18 protein-coding genes are annotated in these 16,239 nt (G+C 35.7%); 9 read left to right on the forward strand and 9 right to left on the reverse strand.

Annotation, left to right across the window (positions count from 1 at the left end; genetic code table 11):
- The first annotated feature begins 1 nt into the window (after position 1).
- The 5 genes from FGF67_RS08905 to FGF67_RS08925 are packed head-to-tail and all read left to right on the forward strand — an operon-like array spanning position 2 to position 2,444.
- Positions 2–460: a DUF1801 domain-containing protein gene (locus tag FGF67_RS08905; RefSeq protein WP_139696892.1), complete on the forward strand. Its 459-nt coding sequence runs from the start codon at positions 2–4 to the stop codon at positions 458–460.
- Between the two features lie 20 nt (positions 461–480).
- On the forward strand, positions 481–852 hold the full coding sequence (locus tag FGF67_RS08910) for a VOC family protein (protein ID WP_139696893.1): 372 nt from the start codon (positions 481–483) through the stop codon (positions 850–852).
- 8 nt (positions 853–860) lie between these two features.
- Complete coding sequence (locus tag FGF67_RS08915; RefSeq protein ID WP_139696896.1) at positions 861–1,247, forward strand: VOC family protein; 387 nt, start codon at positions 861–863, stop codon at positions 1,245–1,247.
- A gap of 29 nt (positions 1,248–1,276) precedes the next feature.
- Entirely contained in the window at positions 1,277–2,041 is a 765-nt protein-coding gene (locus tag FGF67_RS08920; RefSeq protein ID WP_139696898.1) for a sulfite exporter TauE/SafE family protein, read from the forward strand.
- 55 nt (positions 2,042–2,096) lie between these two features.
- Entirely contained in the window at positions 2,097–2,444 is a 348-nt protein-coding gene (locus FGF67_RS08925) for a TM2 domain-containing protein (RefSeq protein WP_139696900.1), read from the forward strand.
- A 55-nt stretch (positions 2,445–2,499) separates the two neighbouring features.
- Here the strand turns inward: FGF67_RS08925 and bglX are convergent, their stop codons facing one another.
- A complete protein-coding gene (gene bglX, locus FGF67_RS08930; protein WP_139696902.1) occupies positions 2,500–4,764 on the reverse strand; it encodes a beta-glucosidase BglX in 2,265 nt (754 codons plus the stop codon).
- Between the two features lie 156 nt (positions 4,765–4,920).
- Here bglX and FGF67_RS08935 point away from each other — a divergent pair, with 156 nt between their 5' ends.
- The 3 genes from FGF67_RS08935 to FGF67_RS08945 are packed head-to-tail and all read left to right on the forward strand — an operon-like array spanning position 4,921 to position 6,404.
- Positions 4,921–5,244 (forward strand): ArsR/SmtB family transcription factor, encoded by a 324-nt coding sequence (locus FGF67_RS08935; protein ID WP_139696904.1) that lies wholly within the window; start codon positions 4,921–4,923, stop codon positions 5,242–5,244.
- Between the two features lie 49 nt (positions 5,245–5,293).
- Positions 5,294–5,785 carry a DUF6428 family protein gene (locus FGF67_RS08940; RefSeq protein ID WP_139696906.1) on the forward strand — a complete coding sequence of 164 codons (492 nt, stop codon included), beginning with the start codon at positions 5,294–5,296 and terminating at the stop codon, positions 5,783–5,785.
- A 13-nt stretch (positions 5,786–5,798) separates the two neighbouring features.
- Positions 5,799–6,404: an arsenate-mycothiol transferase ArsC gene (locus FGF67_RS08945; protein ID WP_139696908.1), complete on the forward strand. Its 606-nt coding sequence runs from the start codon at positions 5,799–5,801 to the stop codon at positions 6,402–6,404.
- 27 nt (positions 6,405–6,431) lie between these two features.
- On the opposite strand, the gene FGF67_RS08950 is transcribed toward FGF67_RS08945, so the two are convergent.
- From FGF67_RS08950 to FGF67_RS08960, 3 genes are read right to left on the reverse strand one after another with little or no spacing between them, the layout of a single operon-like run.
- The gene (locus FGF67_RS08950; protein ID WP_139696910.1) at positions 6,432–8,255 is read right to left on the reverse strand and encodes a GNAT family N-acyltransferase; all 1,824 of its coding nucleotides are present in this window, start codon (positions 8,253–8,255) and stop codon (positions 6,432–6,434) included.
- 23 nt (positions 8,256–8,278) lie between these two features.
- On the reverse strand, positions 8,279–9,529 hold the full coding sequence (locus tag FGF67_RS08955; protein WP_139696911.1) for an aspartate kinase: 1,251 nt from the start codon (positions 9,527–9,529) through the stop codon (positions 8,279–8,281).
- Position 9,530: 1 nt separating this feature from the next.
- Entirely contained in the window at positions 9,531–10,010 is a 480-nt protein-coding gene (locus tag FGF67_RS08960; protein ID WP_139696913.1) for a GNAT family N-acetyltransferase, read from the reverse strand.
- 117 nt (positions 10,011–10,127) lie between these two features.
- On the opposite strand from FGF67_RS08960, the gene fbp reads away from it, so the two are divergent.
- Entirely contained in the window at positions 10,128–11,135 is a 1,008-nt protein-coding gene (fbp, locus tag FGF67_RS08965) for a class 1 fructose-bisphosphatase (RefSeq protein WP_139696916.1), read from the forward strand.
- A gap of 74 nt (positions 11,136–11,209) precedes the next feature.
- Here fbp and FGF67_RS08970 read toward each other — a convergent pair whose 3' ends face one another.
- The 5 genes from FGF67_RS08970 to FGF67_RS08990 form a co-directional block, all read right to left on the reverse strand.
- Entirely contained in the window at positions 11,210–12,295 is a 1,086-nt protein-coding gene (locus FGF67_RS08970) for a zinc metalloprotease (RefSeq protein WP_139696917.1), read from the reverse strand.
- 148 nt (positions 12,296–12,443) lie between these two features.
- Entirely contained in the window at positions 12,444–13,658 is a 1,215-nt protein-coding gene (locus tag FGF67_RS08975; RefSeq protein ID WP_139697268.1) for an aminotransferase class V-fold PLP-dependent enzyme, read from the reverse strand.
- A gap of 93 nt (positions 13,659–13,751) precedes the next feature.
- Positions 13,752–15,065 (reverse strand): Fe-S cluster assembly protein SufD, encoded by a 1,314-nt coding sequence (sufD, locus tag FGF67_RS08980; protein WP_139696919.1) that lies wholly within the window; start codon positions 15,063–15,065, stop codon positions 13,752–13,754.
- Between the two features lie 10 nt (positions 15,066–15,075).
- On the reverse strand, positions 15,076–15,828 hold the full coding sequence (sufC, locus tag FGF67_RS08985; RefSeq protein WP_139696921.1) for a Fe-S cluster assembly ATPase SufC: 753 nt from the start codon (positions 15,826–15,828) through the stop codon (positions 15,076–15,078).
- Positions 15,829–15,840: 12 nt separating this feature from the next.
- The gene (locus tag FGF67_RS08990; RefSeq protein ID WP_139696923.1) at positions 15,841–16,236 is read right to left on the reverse strand and encodes a hypothetical protein; all 396 of its coding nucleotides are present in this window, start codon (positions 16,234–16,236) and stop codon (positions 15,841–15,843) included.
- Positions 16,237–16,239: the final 3 nt, after the last annotated feature.

Genomic DNA, 16,239 nt, shown 5'->3' on the forward strand with positions numbered 1-16,239 from the left:
GATGCAGTACCAAGCTAATTCTCCTGAAGATTATATTTCTCAAATTCCTCAAGACCGCCAAAGTGCTGCCAAACAACTTAGGGAAACAATAAAAAATAATCTTCCCGAAGGTTTTGAAGAGGGCATGCAATATGGCATGATTGGCTATTTTGTTCCGCACCGTATTTATCCAAACGGGTACCATTGCAATCCTAAAGAGCCCTTACCTTTTATGAGTTTTGCGTCACAAAAAAACTCTATAAATTTATATCACAGTGGTATATATGCTGTGCCCGAAATACAGGATTGGTTTGTTAAGGAGTATCCGAAGTATTGCTTGGGAAAATTAGATATGGGTAAAAGTTGTATTCGTTTTAAAAAGATAGACACCATACCCTTTGCCCTTATTGCTGAACTCTGTGAAAAAATATCGGTTCAGAAGTGGATTGCTATTTATGAATCTAATATCAAAAAGAATTAAACCATTAAACTTTAGTATTTATGAAACTAGGAGCATTTTCAGTCAGTTTAAATGTTAAAGACATTAAAGTGTCTAAGATATTTTATGAGCGTTTAGGGTTTAGCCTGTTTGCGGGAGATATTGATCAACATTATGTAATCATGAAAAATGGAAATAGTATTATAGGGTTATTTCAAGGAATGTTTGAGCAAAATATTTTAACCTTCAACCCTGGTTGGGATGAGAATGCTAATGCCCTTGCATCTTATGATGATGTAAGAAGCATTCAAGATCATTTAAAAAAACATAACATCACATTAGAGCGCGAAGTAGATAAAAACAGTTCTGGTCCAGGAAGTATTGTGTTGTATGATCCTGATGGTAATACGATTCTTATTGACCAACATGTATAACTAAAAAAATGAAAAAACGCGTAACTGGAATTGGCGGAGTTTTCTTTAAAACCAAAGATCCAAAAGCAACAAAACAGTGGTACAAAAAGCATTTAGGTTTTAATACAGATGATTACGGTTGTACCTTTTGGTGGAAAGATAAAGAAGGAAACGATTGCTCAACACAGTGGAGCCCTTTTTCAGAAGATACCGAATACTTTCAGCCTGTACAGAAAGACTTTATGTTTAATTATAGGGTTGAACATCTAAAAGAATTACTTGAAACATTAAAAGATGAAGGTGTTACCATAGTAGGCGACATGCAAGAGTTTGAATACGGTAAATTCGCGTGGATTTTAGATAATGAAGGGAATAAAATAGAACTTTGGGAACCAATAGACCGCGCTTTTTTGTAATTTTCGGCCGATACATTTAATCACAGCATTTGGCTTATTTAGATATTTTAAAATCCTATAACCTTAGTACAGTAGATTGGTTATTTGTTGGGTTTGCCGTTTTTTTATTGGGTATTTCAAAATCAGGTATCAAGGGCATTGGTATCATCATAGTGGTGATCATGGCCTTCGTTTTTGGCGAAAAAGCCTCAACAGGTATCTTGCTTCCTCAGCTTATTTGTGCCGATATATTGGCGGTAACCTATTACAACAGTCATGCCCAATGGAAATATATAAAAATACTCTTACCATGGATGATTATTGGTGTTTTGGTGGGTGTTTGGATTGGAAATGATATTTCTGAAACCTTATTCAAACGGTTAATGGCGGTCATTATATTGGCTTCAGTGGTGATTATGTTTGTTATGGAAAACCGCAAATCAAAGCAGATACCCACAAATACATGGTTTTCAAGTGGCACGGGATTTTTAACAGGATTTACCACTATGATTGGTAATTTAGCAGGACCTATTTCAAACATTTATTTTCTGGCCATGCGTTTTCCAAAAAATGAATTTATTGGTACGGCGGCCTGGTTGTTCTTCATTATAAATGTATTTAAACTGCCGTTTCATATGTTTGTGTGGAACACCGTATCAAAAGAAAGTTTGATTTTAAATGCGGTATTAATACCTGTGGTTACTACGGGTTTTTTTCTAGGGGTGTATATTGTAAAATTTATTTCAAATATTAATTACCGACGGTTTATACTTTTTGTTACTGCTCTTGGAGGTATAATTATGTTGTTTAGGTAATCAATTAGTAGTGAAAATTTATTAGTTTTGAAGTCTAATCAAAATCTTCACTATCATGTCAGATCACAAAAATACCAATGACAATTTAAAAGAAAAAGCCAATGAGTTTGCTAACGAAGCCAAAGAAACCGCTTCTGAATTTGCTAACAACGCTAAAGAAACATTTGCCTCAACAGACAATAAAAAAGTGTTGGCTGGCATTTTAGGCATTCTCTTAGGAGGTTTTGGTATTCATAAATTTATTTTGGGTTACAACAAAGAAGGTTTCATATTACTAATAGCTACCATACTTACATGTGGTGTTGCTAGTATCATTGGGTTTATAGAAGGCATTATTTATTTAACAAAATCGGACGCCGATTTTTATAACACTTATCAGGTAGGAAAGAAACCTTGGTTTTAATCCTGTGCAACCATTTACAAAAGGACTTCGCTTTATGAAGTCCTTTTTTGTTTTGTTACTTTATGGTTACCTCGGTTTCTAATACTGTATTTGAACTTCCTCCAATGAATATTTTAAAATCTCCAGGTTCAAATCGCCATTGACCCAAATTATTAAAAAAGCCTAATTCTTGCTCAGTCAGGGTAAACCTAATAGTTTTGGTTTCACCAGCTTCAAAGGCTACCAATTCAAACCCTTTTAACTCTTTAATGGGCCGCACTACGCTGGCCACTTTATCATGGATATAGAGTTGTACAACCTCTTTTCCATCAATGCTGCTTGTGTTGGTTACTTTTACTGAAACGGATAGTGTTGAATCAGCATTGACGGTAACGTTAAGGTCTTCGTATGAAAACTCAGAATAACTTAAGCCATGACCAAATACAAATTGAGGCGAATTTTCTTCGTCACTATAATGGGACCAAAAAACGTTGTCTTCTGCGTTTGCGGGTCGTCCTGTATTGTACCTGTTATACATAATTGGTACTTGTCCAACCGATCTTGGGAAAGACATTGTGAGTTTTCCGCTGGGGTTGTAATCCCCAAACACCACTTGAGCAATGGCATTACCACTTTGCGAGCCTAAGTGCCAAGCTTCAACTATTGAAGGTATATGTTGCGCGGCCCATGGAATTGCTAATGGTCTACCATTATTAAGTATCAATACAATGTTTTTATTAATTTCATATACGGCTTCAAGTAATTCTTGTTGAACACCAGGTAGGTTAATGTTGGCTCTACTTCGGCCTTCTCCACTTTGAAAACCGTGTTCACCCAAAACCATAACCACAACATCAGCCTTTTTAGCGGTTGCTATGGCGTCAGCAAAACCACTTTTATCATAGCTAATATTGGCTTTTCCAGTAAACCCGGGATTGCTTGTGAGTACTTTTACTCCTTCGCTGTAAATTATGGTATTTGCAGAGTGCTTTTTCAAGCCTTCTAAAACTGACACGGCCGAATTGGGTTCAGCTGCAGCACGCCAACTACCAATTGGGCTGTCTTTGTCATTAGCCAAGCTTCCTATTAACGCAATTTTTAAACCTTCCTTTTTAAGAGGAAGTTGTTTGTTTTCATTTTTTAAAAGGACGATGGATTTTTTCGCCATGTCTAAAACAGCTTCATGGTGTTCAGGCTTGCCTATAGTTTGTTCGCGCTCATACGAACAGTATCTATATGGGTCATCAAATAACCCAAGTTCAAATTTCACTTTTAAAATACGCTTGACAGCATCATCAACAAGAGCTTCGTTTACAACGCCATCTTTAACCAATTTAACAAGTTCATTAACATAGGCATAAGATTCCATATCCATATCCGATCCGGCTTTGACTGCTATTTCAGCAACTTGTTTTAAATCTTTAGCAAAACCATGAGATATCATTTCTTTTAACGACCCCCAATCAGAAATAACAAAGCCCTCAAAGCCCCATTTACCTTTAAGAATATCGCGTTGTAAGAACGCATTCCCGGTAGCTGGAATACCATTTAAAATGTTAAATGCGTTCATAAACGTTTTGACGTCACTATCGGCTGCAGCTTTAAATGGTGGGAACACTTGATTGTATAATGTAGATGTGCCAATATCAACGGTGTTGTAGTCTCGTCCTGCTTCTGGAAATCCGTAAGCAGCAAAGTGTTTTGCACAGGCAGCAATAGTGGTGTTGGCTGAGAGTTTATCACCTTGAAAGCCCTGAACTCTTGCTTGCGCAATTTTTGAACCAAGAAACGCATCTTCACCAGCACCTTCCATGACACGTCCCCAGCGCGCATCTCGTGAAATATCAACCATAGGAGCAAAGGTCCAGTTTATACCAGCGGCAGCAGATTCATCTGCCGCTACACTTGATGATTTTTTAATGGCTTCTAAATCCCAACTTGCTGACTCGGCCAAGGGAATAGGACTTATAGTTTTATAGCCATGAATAACATCAAATCCAATAATTAACGGAATGCCTAATCGGGTTTCTTCAACTGCTATTTTTTGAACTTCGTAAACATTTTTTACACCTCTTACATTAAGCATTGAGCCCACCAGGCCTTGGCGTAAATGTTCATATTTTTTTGCGGCATTTCCTTCTGTTGGAGCAGGGCCAGTAACTTCCCAAAACCCATTATATTGATTCATTTGTCCAACTTTTTCTTCCAAAGTCATTAGCGTTAATAATGAATCTACTTTTTTATCAATTGGTGATTGCAATGGTGTAGTAGGTTTATAATCAGATTGACTTATAGCAAAAAAGGGTAAAACTAATCCTAAGCAAACATGTAATAATCTCATTGGTCATGATTTTTAGTGATGTAACAAAATAAGGATTTTTTAGCGCTTTTTGAGGCTGTATTTTTTAAAAAGTAAAATACACATTCATAATTAAGGAATTAATTGTTTGTGAAATTTGATTTATTATCGTAATATTGCAATATGTAAATTATAAATATGGGATTAACAAAATCACAAATATATACAGATAGACAGAATGATTTGGCACAGTTTTTTAAGGTGTTGGGTCACCCAGCTCGTGTTGCTATTCTGCAGTATATAAGTCAGCAGGAAGCCTGTATATGTAATGATCTTGTTGAAGAAATTGGCTTAGCACAAGCTACCATTTCTCAGCATCTTAAGGAATTAAAAAGTTTAGGTTTACTTAAAGGTGAAATAGAGGGGAAGCGCATGTGCTATTGTATTGATATGGTTCGATGGAATGATATTCAAAATCAACTTAATTCATTTTTCAATACCACTAAGTCTAATTGCTGCTAAATCGCCTTAAGGGATCATAAAAACTGGAAATAGATTAAATAAAAATAACATGAAAACACAAGATTTTTTTGAAGTATTAGAAGCTCATAAAAATAAAGCACTATTATTTGAATATGCTCCTAAAAAACTAGTTGGAGCCAACTACCATATTACAGAAGTGAAGCATGTAGGGATTGATGCTGTAGATTGTGGAGCTCAAATGGATTCTTGGAATGAAACGGTGGTGCAATTATGGGAAAGCCCTTCAGAACTTAATAAAACAGAATTTATGGGTGTGTATAAAGCACTTGGTATTTTTAAAAAAGTCGGCACTATGAAGCCTTATGATTTGCATTCTGAAATAAAATTTGAATACGGTAATTCACAGTTTCATACCGCTCAGTTGTTTGTTAACAATTTTGAAATACATGGGGATAGGTTAATTGTTAAATTAGCGGCTGAAAAAACCGACTGTAAGGCGAAATCAACTTGTGGGCTTCCTGAGGAAGTGGAGATTGTAGATGCATCTGCATGTTGTTCGCCAGAAAGTGGATGTTGTTAATATAAGAAGGACTATGATTGAAAAAATTACCGAAGTTATCAATACGCTAAATACCGATAACATTACTGAAGAAAGAAAGCAAATACTTCAACCCGTTATTGAATATTTAAAGGAAAAAATAAAAGGAAAGACTCCTATACGTTTAAATTTTATTTGTACTCATAATTCGCGTAGAAGTCATCTGTCACAAGTCTGGGCACAGACTATGGCGGCACAATATGGCGTTAAAAAGATAAGCTGCTATTCTGGAGGAACGGAAGCAACGGCCATGTTTCCTAAAGTAGGAGAAACGTTGGTTAATCAGGGGTTTCAAATAAGTAATTTATCTGAAGGAGATAATCCTGTTTATGCCATTAAATTTGATGATAATGAACCCGCTATAGTAGCCTTTTCAAAGACCTTTGATCATGCTTTTAATCCGAAATCAGCTTTTGCAGCTATCATGACGTGTTCATCGGCCGATGAAGCTTGTCCTATGGTGTCTGGTTGTGATAAACGTTTTGCTATAATGTATGAAGACCCAAAAAAGTCTGATGGAACACCAGAACAAACGGAAACCTATTTCAATCGTAGTTTAGAAATTGCTACCGAGATGAAATATATTTTTTCAAGTCTTTAATACTTAAGGTTTGGGCTGAAAATAGAGTTATTTTGACTCTGTGAACTTACGTTCTAGTTCAGCCTGAAACTCTTCCATAACAGGGCGAACAGTACTTTCTGGTAAATCGGCAATTTTAATATACATCAAGCCATCTACGGCATTATTAAAAAGGGGGTCTACATTAAAGGCTACCAATTTTGCATTTTGCTTGATGTATTTTTTAAGTAAAACAGGTAAACGTAAAGCTCCTGGTTCAATTTCATCAATGAATTTATCAAACTTATTTAAGTCTGCCTCAGTTTCATCAAAAACAAAATCTTTATCAGCGTCTTTTAGTTTTACTTTAAACTCTTTTTTAGGCCGAACGTATTGCGCAATATAAGGGTCATAGTAATGCGATTTCATAAACTCAATCATCAACGATTTTGAGAAGTTGGAAAACTGATTACTAATACTCACGCCACCTATTAAATATTTATGTTCTGGGAAGCGAAGTGTGGTATGAACAATACCTTTCCAGAGTAAAAACAAAGGCATGGGTTTTTGCTGGTACTCTTTTATGATGAAAGCGCGCCCCATTTCAATAGATTGGCTCATCATTTTATGAAGCTCGGGTTCAAACCGAAATAAATCTTGAAGGTAGAAGCCATTTATACCATATTTAGCATAAATTCTGGAACCTAAGCCCATGCGGTAAGCACCAGCCAAAAGTTTTTTATCATTATCCCATAGGAACATGTGGTGGTAGTACTCATCAAAAGGATCTAGGTCAATGGCTTCATTGGTGCCTTCGCCTACTTCTCTAAAGGTAATCTCTCTAAGCCTACCAATTTCTCTTAATATATTAGGAATTTTGTTAGCTTCCGCTAAAAATACCTCGTAGTTTTTACTTTGTAGAAGCCTGCAATCCGATTTACGTAAAGCTTCCACTTCAAGCGTCATCACATTGCAATCAACAGGAGTTACAATGTTTTTGGGCGCTCTCGGTGTTTTTAGAGATGAAGACAAATTATCTAACATTTTTTTCTTGTCTTCAAAAGAATTGGCCAGCATATAGGTTTTACGCCTTAAAAACTCAGTGAATTCATGTAGTGTTGCATGCTCTTTTTGGTCGACTACAGACACGGGTTTTCCAATTCTAACCTTAATAACACGATTTTTTTGTGTTAATAATTCCGAAGGTAATTTAGCGGTTCTAAACGTATCACTGATTTGAGATAGTTTGTAAAAGAGCCTGCTGTTTTTAGCATGAAAATAAATAGGCACTACGGGTACACCAGCTTTTTGAATAAGTTTCATAGCGGCCTCTTCCCACGGTTTATCAACTACCAATTTTCCATCTTTATAAGTAGATACTTCGCCTGCTGGAAAGATACCTAAGGGATGCCCATTTCTTAAATGTAGAATAGCATTTTTAAACCCAGTCAAACTAGATTTAGCATCTTTTCTGTCTTCAAAAGGGTTAACAGGCATGATGTAGGGCTTCATAGGTTCAATTCTATGCAATAAAAAGTTGGCAATTATTTTAAAATCATCACGCTGCTCAAGCATCAATTTTAAAAGTAAAATACCGTCAATACCACCTAGCGGATGATTTGAAATGGTAATATACGCCCCTTCTTTCGGGAGCCGTTTTAAATCTTCTTCAGGAATTTCAAATTTAATCTGGAAATCACCCAGAATAGCATCAAGGAAGGGGACTTCACTTAAATGTTTATTTCGTTTGTATATTTTATTAAGGGTAGATATTTTTAGTACTTTCATTAAAAGCCAGCCAATAAACGTGCCAACAAAACCATACTTGTTTAACTGAATGGCTTTGGCTACTTCCTTAGCGTTAACTAATCCTACGTCCTGTTGTTTAGTCATAAGTGTAAATGTACTAAAAATGTTTATTTCGTTACTAGTTGAACGGTGTCTTGTGTTAATTGTTTTAGTAGTATGGTTTTTCCTAACTCTAATTGGTTAATAGTATTTTCAGTGTAATGTCTTATAGTATAGAGGGATACGTTTTCATGGCAGGACACTTTAAATTTTGCTTTTAAATGATGAATTAATTTATCCAGATTATTATAAACGTTATCTACGCAGACCGAAAAACTGATAGCTGAATTTTGTATCACATCCACTTTCATTTTATAGGTGTGCAATAAACCAAAAATTTCACTAATATTATCTTCTACGATGTATGAGAAATCTAATGAGGAAAGGGAGATAAGAACTTGATTTTTTTTCACAATAAAGCAAGGAATCATTGGACTTAGTGTTACATTTTTCCCAATTTGAGACCCATCAGATTTAGGGTTTATAAACGATTTAACGTACAAAGGAATTTCTTTGCGTTGCAGAGGTTGAATGGTTTTAGGATGAATAATTGAAGCGCCATAAAAGGCCAATTCTATAGCTTCACTATATGATATGTTGTTTAATAACTGAGCTTGTTCAAAATATCTAGGATCTGCATTTAAAACACCTGAAACATCTTTCCAAATGGTAACACTCTTAGCATTCAAGCAATAGGCGTATATCGCTGCAGTATAATCACTACCTTCTCTTCCTAAGGTTGTGGTGAAATTATTGGTGTCACTACCTAAAAATCCTTGTGTGATATTTAATACCGATGTGTCTAAACTATTTGTTATTAACGTTTGTGTGTCTTTCCAGTTAACACGCGCATTTCTATAGTAATTGTCTGTTTTTATTTGGGTTCTTACATCTATCCAATTATTTTTCAGACCTTTTGCGTTTAGGTATTCACTAACAATGGTTGTTGAAATTAATTCGCCAAACCCCACTACTTGATCATAAACAAAATTATAATCGGGTGATTTGTTCATGCGCATAAAAGTATTTAAATCATCAAATAGTGTATTAACCTTTTTAAATACAGGTGCATGTTCATCTTCAAAAAGATCTAAAAGAATGGCATTGTGAAATTTTTTAACCTCTTGAAGGGCACTTTGTAAAGCAGCCGTATTATCCAAATAATTTTTGATGACTGCCTCAAGTGCGTTGGTTGTTTTTCCCATGGCAGAAACTACAATAAGCGTATTTTTATAACCAACCTGAAGTAAGACAGAGAGGAGGTTTTTTACACCCTCGGCATCTTTTACAGAAGCTCCACCAAACTTAAATATTTGCATGTTATATGGTTGCTATGTAATTATTTATGGCCTCTTCGTTTAACTGCACTACATCCCAGTCACGCATCACTTTGGCGCCTTTACTTTCATAAAATTCAATGGCAGGTTCATTCCAGTCTAGAACTTCCCAATTGATTCGTTTTACACCAAGACTATGTCCATATTTAATCACTTCGTTGAGTAGCGCGGTTCCTATTCCAGTACCACGCATAGCTTCACTAACTATTAAATCTTCTAAATGAATGGCTTTGCCTTTCCAGGTTGAGTACCGGTTATAAATAAGAGCGATACCCACAATTTTTGAATCTACTTCGGCTACAAAACAATGAAATGCAGGATGGGAGCCAAAGCCATCATTTTCCAAATCGGTAACAGTAATTTCAACAGCATCTGGTTCTTTCTCAAAAATAGCAAGTTCTTGAATTAAACGAAGCACCTGATGCATGTCCTTTTTTTGCGAATCCCTTATTATAACGGCCATAGTTTTTATAATTGTTCAAATATAGTTTAAAGTTAAATATATTAGATAAATTACTGTTCCGAAAACGATATAGTTAATTAAATTTGTAAACATTCAAACACCACAAAACAAACTTTTATGTCTGAGCAAAAACAAACGTTAGGAGAGTTTATTATTAAAAATCAATCATCATTTCAGTATTCATCAGGGGAGTTATCCAGTTTGCTTAATTCTATTAGGTTAGCCGCAAAGATTGTTAACCATGAGGTTAATAAAGCGGGCTTGGTTGATATTATTGGAGCTGCTGGTGATACAAATATTCAAGGTGAAGACCAACAAAAATTAGATGTTTATGCAAATGATAAATTTATTCAAACCCTAACCAAGCGAAATATAGTTTGTGGAATTGCCAGCGAAGAAGAAGATGATTTTATTTCAATAAATAGTCAAGATAAAAACCATCAAAATAAATACGTAGTACTGATTGATCCTTTAGATGGGTCTTCAAATATTGATGTTAATGTATCTGTTGGAACCATTTTCTCTATTTACAGAAGAGTGACTCCAGTAGGAACCCCAGTACAATTAGAAGATTTTCTGCAAAAGGGTAGTGAACAAGTGGCTGCGGGCTATGTGGTTTATGGAACGTCAACCATGTTAGTATATACTACAGGGCATGGTGTTAATGGGTTTACTTTGAATCCTGCTATTGGTTCGTTTTATTTATCGCACCCAAACATGGAATTTCCAGAGGACGGCAATATTTATTCGGTGAATGAAGGCAATTATATTCATTTTCCTCAGGGAATAAAGAATTATATCAAGTATTGCCAAGAAGAAGAAGGGGATAGGCCGTACACCTCGCGGTATATTGGGTCTTTGGTTTCAGATTTTCACAGAAACATGATTAAAGGGGGTATTTATTTATACCCTCAAAGTTCAAAAAATCCTAATGGTAAATTGCGTTTACTATATGAATGCAACCCTATGGCTTTTTTAGCCGAGCAGGCTAATGGCAAATCAAGTGATGGTTTTACACGGACATTAGATGTTGAACCTACAGAACTACATCAACGGGTACCCTTTATTTGTGGCAGTAAAAACATGGTAGAAAAAGCTGAAGAGTTTATGAGAAATGCTCAGTAAGACATAATTAACGCAATAAAAATTAAGACGTCAACTTTTTGGCGTCTTAATTTTTATTGCGTTAAAACCTATTTTTAGTTCCCAACCAAAGCTGCTCTGGGACCACCAGAGGCAAATACAGCACGCATTCTAAATTTTTGACCATTTGTAAAAAGACCCATACAGCCATCATCTGAGTAATCCATATAGTTTTCTACCATATCCGTTGATTTACAACTCACTTCAAGCAAATCACACCTATAATTAGGCCCATCTGATGACGGTGTGTCACTCACAAAATCATCTTGTCTACATCTACCATCACCCCAAATATGTCGTAAATTCATCCAATGACCAACCTCATGCGTGGTAGTTCTACCTAGATCAAAGGGGGCATCTAAATAGAAGTTACCTTGAGTATCATATTCTGAAGAGCCAAAGTATTGTGGAGACATAACAACGCCATCTGTACTGGCTTTACCACCAGGAAACTGTGCATAACCTAAATATCCTGGAGTAATAGGAGCTACCCACATGGTTAAATAGCCATTTACTGCAGGGTATGCTGCTTTTACAGCATCATTTAAACCCCAATCTGTTCTGGAGTTATACTCTCTGTCAATAACTTGTAAGTTAAAATTAATATCAATGTCTGCACCTAAATTTTGAAATTCATGACGAACATCACTAAAATCCGCGTCATTAAAATCATTATTTAAAACAGTAATTTGTGAATTAATTTGGGCGTCACTTATGTTTTGTTGACTATTTGAGTAAATAACATACACATAAACAGGAATGTTTAAAGTTCCTAAACCATCATCAACAGGTTCTTCACTTCCACCATTATCACCATTATTTCCGCCATTATTGCCATTACCAACACCACTTGGTTTTTTTGAGGAAATAAACCTTCTCGTATGGTATTCAATTTCATACATTTTACGCTCTAAGCTTGGATTTTCCAGCAACTGTTTATTTAGCATTTTCATGGTGTAACATGTTTTTACTTTGTCTTTGCTGCTTACTGTTTTTGATGCAGAAGCATCATAATCATCAGTATAAACATAAAAATCACTCATATCAATATCTTGATTTATCGGTGTGATTTCGTTTTTGTTACTGTCACAGGATGTAAATACTAGCCCTACAGTCATAATGAAGAAAAGTAGTCTTTTCATTTTTGAAAGATTTGAATTAGTCAGAGCTTATAAGATAAAACAAATCTTTAAATCTTTAATTTTATTTGGGCAAAAAACGTAAAACAAGTGCCGAAAAGCATAATTGTTATAATGTGTTTTTCGGTTTTGGCGAAAAATGAAAGTTATTTTAAGACAGCATCATTTTTGCTTTCTTAACGCCTTCTACTAAGGCATCAATCTCAGCTTTAGTGTTGTAAAACGCTAGAGAAGCTCTTACGGTTCCAGGTATTTTATAAAAATCCATGATAGGTTGTGCACAGTGATGTCCTGTTCTTACGGCAATGCCTAGTTTGTCTAGGATGGTACCCACATCATAGGGGTGGATGCCTTTAAGGTTAAAGGAAATTACAGAAGTTTTTTGGGCAGAGGTACCGTATATTTTCAAACCTTTAATGGCTGATAATTGTTCGGTAGCGTAACTTAAAAGCTCATGTTCATAAGTAGCAATATTTTCAAAACCTATGGCGTTCATATAATCCAGAGCGGCACCAAAGGTAATACCTCCGGCAATATTTGGTGTACCCGCTTCAAATTTATGTGGTAAATCTGCGTAGGAGGTTTTTTCAAAGGTAACTTCGGCAATCATCTCACCACCACCTTGGTATGGGGGGAGTTTTTTTAGCCATTCCTCTTTCCCATAAAGCATGCCAACACCTGTAGGACCACACATTTTGTGCGCTGAAGCCACGTAAAAGTCAACATCTAGTTTTTGAACATCTGGTTTAATGTGCGGGCTAGACTGCGCGCCATCAATAAGCACAGCGGCACCAAATTGATGGGCTTTTTCAATGATGTATTCAATAGGGTTTACTGTGCCTAACGCATTGGAAACGTGGTTTACAAAAACAAGTTTTGTGTGTTTTGACAATAGTTTGTCATAGTCTGTCATGATGAGTTCACCATCTTCATTCATAGGAATGACTTTGAGTGTAGCCCCTGTACGCTCGCAAAGCATTTGCCAAGGCACAATATTGGAGTGATGTTCTAAGGCAGAAACTATGATTTCATCGGCTTTTTTTAGAAGTGAAGAAAAACCATTGGCTACCAAATTAATACCGTGTGTGGTTCCTGAGGTGAAAATGATTTCATGAGAAAACTTGGCATTAAAATGCGATTGTATTTTTTGTCGTGCTTGTTCGTATAAATCTGTAGCTTCCTGACTTAGGGTATGAACCCCACGATGAATATTGGCGTTGTAGTTTGAATAATAATCTACAATCGCTTTAATAACTTGCTTTGGGGTTTGTGATGTTGCAGCATTGTCAAAATACACTAATGGCTTGCCATTAACTTTACGAGAAAGAATGGGAAAGTCTTGTCTTATGGTTTCTACGTTGAACATAGCAGTTTGGTCTAGCCCCGATAGTAGCGGCATCCTTTTTTGAGGGACGAAAAAAAGATATAGCGTATAGCGGGAATGAGCTTCAAAAAAATATTACAAATCAAACCCAATATTTACACCTAGTTTATTGGCTATGATTTTGTTGATACGTTGTTTTACCTCTGGAATTTTTACCGAGCTAAGTACATTGTTACTAAAAGCATACATTAATAACGCCTTGGCTTCCTTTTTTGGAATTCCTCGAGATTGCATATAGAACAAGGCACTTTCATCAAGTTGCCCAATGGTACAACCATGAGAGCATTTTACATCATCGGCAAAAATTTCAAGTTGCGGTTTGGTGTTAATAGAAGCTTTATCGCTTATTAAAATATTGTTGTTTGATTGAAAGGCGTTTGTTTTTTGTGCTTCTTTTTCAACTATAATTTTTCCGTTGAAAACGCCTGTGGCATTATCCCCAAAAATACCTTTGTAGTCTTGATGACTCTCACAGTTTGGTTCAATATGATGCACCAAAGTATTGTGGTCAACGTGTTGTTTGTCTCCTAAAATAGTGACACCTTTTAAGGTAGAATCTATGCGTTCACCGTTTTGATAAAAATTAAGGTTGTTGCGTATTAATTTACCACCAAAAGAAAAGGTATGTACTGAGGCGATGCTTTCGCGTTCCTGATTGATAAAGGTATTATCAATTAAAGAGGCGTTCGCTGTGTCGTTTTGTATTTTATAATAATCAACAATAGCACGTTTTCTTGTGAAAATTTCGGTAACACTGTTGGTTAAAACCGGATTGTCTGTTAAACTTTGATGACGCTCAATAATTTGAACATGACTATTTTCTTCTACAACTATAAGATTTCTAGGTTGTAGCATAGTGGCCGATTCATTACCTGTTGAGAAATGAATAATTTGAATGGGCTTATCGGCAATAGTGCCTTTAGGAATATGAATGTAAGCGCCTTCACTTGAAAATGCGGTATTTAGAGAGGTTAAACTGTCTTTTGAGGCTGCTTTATTGAAGTATTTTTCAATAACCAAACGATACTTAGGCTTGTTAAGGGCAGCTGACATGAGGCAAACATCCATCCCATCATGCGTTGTTCTAGATAGGTGTGATGAGTACTTACCATCAATAAAAACAATGTTGTACGTGTCTATCTCATGAATAAGATATTCTTTAACATCTCTGTGTTCTAGTGCATTTTCTTGCTTTGGAAACACACTGTAGTCTTCTTTTAAAATGCTGTTTAGAGAAGTATATTTCCAGGCTTCTTCCTTTTTGGTAGGGAATCCTTTTTCTTCAAATACTTTGATAGCCTCAGATCTTACACCGTGAACATAGCTTTCTACATCAACTTTGTTCTCAAATGCTAAAAATGATGATACTAATTTGTCTTTTAAATCCATTGGCTTGGTATTAAGCGTTCACTTCTTCTTTAATCCAGTCGTATCCTTTTTCTTCAAGCTCATGAGCCAATTCTTTGGTGCCCGATTTCACGATTTTTCCGTTGTGCAAAACGTGAACAAAGTCTGGCACAATATAATCTAACAAGCGTTGGTAGTGAGTAATAACCACAACCGCATTGTCTTTACTTTTTAATTTATTAACGCCGTTAGCCACAATTCTTAGCGCATCAATATCTAAACCAGAGTCTGTTTCATCAAGAATGGCTAATTTAGGTTCAAGCATGGCCATTTGGAAAATTTCGTTACGTTTCTTCTCACCACCAGAAAAGCCTTCGTTTAAAGAACGCGATAAGAATTTACGATCTATTTCAAGTAATTCAGATTTTTCTCTAATAAGCTTCAACATATCTTTAGCCGGCATTTCTTCTAAACCTTTTGCTTTTCTAGATTCGTTGATAGCCGTTTTCATAAAGTTTGTAACGGAAACCCCTGGGATTTCTACAGGATATTGAAAGGATAAGAAAATACCTTTGTGGGCACGTTCTTCAGCTGCTAATTCTTCAATATCTTCACCTTCAAATTCAATAGTACCATCGGTAACTTCATACTCTTCTTTACCTGCTATTACTGATGAAAGTGTGCTTTTTCCTGACCCATTTGGCCCCATAATAGCATGAACTTCTCCTGGTTTTACTTCAAGGTTTATGCCTTTCAAGATACTTTTCCCTTCAACACTTGCGTGTAAATTTTCAATTTTTAACATACTATTGGTTTCCTATAATTTTACAATATTTTCTTCTTTTGGGGCTGGCTTTACACTTATTATTTCAACCACTTCTATTTTGTTTTCCCAAAGAATTTTTTCGTCTTTTTTATTTGTGATATGTCCTTTAATTTCAACCAAAACCATATCTGTTGGTTCAGTCTTTAGGGTTTTAGCTTGTTCGTTAAGTTCAAGCATTTTGTCGGTTACTAAAACACCGTATATTTCGTTATGCGTTTGTAATACGGCTGCGCCATCAAAATACACAAATTCACCTTTTATGATCTGTGGTGCGTTTTTTTCGGCGATTACCTGCTCTTCAATTAATTTAGCATCCGTGGATTTCGACTCGTTTTTACAACTCATAAAGAGCAGTGAAATAAACGTGATGAGAATGACTTTTTTCATGTT

Source organism: Allotamlana fucoidanivorans (assembly GCF_006265225.1).
In the GTDB taxonomy this organism is placed as follows: Bacteria; Bacteroidota; Bacteroidia; order Flavobacteriales; family Flavobacteriaceae; genus Allotamlana; species Allotamlana fucoidanivorans.

Excerpts from the sequence above, each read along its gene's own strand:
- FGF67_RS08905 (WP_139696892.1), top strand. The coding sequence starts at position 2 with ATGCAGTACCAAGCTAATTCTCCTGAAGATTATATTTCTCAAATTCCT.
- FGF67_RS08910 (WP_139696893.1), top strand. The coding sequence starts at position 481 with ATGAAACTAGGAGCATTTTCAGTCAGTTTAAATGTTAAAGACATTAAA.
- FGF67_RS08915 (WP_139696896.1), top strand. The coding sequence starts at position 861 with ATGAAAAAACGCGTAACTGGAATTGGCGGAGTTTTCTTTAAAACCAAA.
- FGF67_RS08925 (WP_139696900.1), top strand. The coding sequence starts at position 2,097 with ATGTCAGATCACAAAAATACCAATGACAATTTAAAAGAAAAAGCCAAT.
- bglX (WP_139696902.1), bottom strand. The coding sequence starts at position 4,764 with ATGAGATTATTACATGTTTGCTTAGGATTAGTTTTACCCTTTTTTGCT.
- FGF67_RS08935 (WP_139696904.1), top strand. The coding sequence starts at position 4,921 with ATGGGATTAACAAAATCACAAATATATACAGATAGACAGAATGATTTG.
- FGF67_RS08940 (WP_139696906.1), top strand. The coding sequence starts at position 5,294 with ATGAAAACACAAGATTTTTTTGAAGTATTAGAAGCTCATAAAAATAAA.
- FGF67_RS08945 (WP_139696908.1), top strand. The coding sequence starts at position 5,799 with ATGATTGAAAAAATTACCGAAGTTATCAATACGCTAAATACCGATAAC.
- FGF67_RS08950 (WP_139696910.1), bottom strand. The coding sequence starts at position 8,255 with ATGACTAAACAACAGGACGTAGGATTAGTTAACGCTAAGGAAGTAGCC.
- FGF67_RS08955 (WP_139696911.1), bottom strand. The coding sequence starts at position 9,529 with ATGCAAATATTTAAGTTTGGTGGAGCTTCTGTAAAAGATGCCGAGGGT.
- FGF67_RS08960 (WP_139696913.1), bottom strand. The coding sequence starts at position 10,010 with ATGGCCGTTATAATAAGGGATTCGCAAAAAAAGGACATGCATCAGGTG.
- fbp (WP_139696916.1), top strand. The coding sequence starts at position 10,128 with ATGTCTGAGCAAAAACAAACGTTAGGAGAGTTTATTATTAAAAATCAA.
- FGF67_RS08970 (WP_139696917.1), bottom strand. The coding sequence starts at position 12,295 with ATGAAAAGACTACTTTTCTTCATTATGACTGTAGGGCTAGTATTTACA.
- FGF67_RS08975 (WP_139697268.1), bottom strand. The coding sequence starts at position 13,658 with ATGTTCAACGTAGAAACCATAAGACAAGACTTTCCCATTCTTTCTCGT.
- sufD (WP_139696919.1), bottom strand. The coding sequence starts at position 15,065 with ATGGATTTAAAAGACAAATTAGTATCATCATTTTTAGCATTTGAGAAC.
- sufC (WP_139696921.1), bottom strand. The coding sequence starts at position 15,828 with ATGTTAAAAATTGAAAATTTACACGCAAGTGTTGAAGGGAAAAGTATC.
- FGF67_RS08990 (WP_139696923.1), bottom strand. The coding sequence starts at position 16,236 with ATGAAAAAAGTCATTCTCATCACGTTTATTTCACTGCTCTTTATGAGT.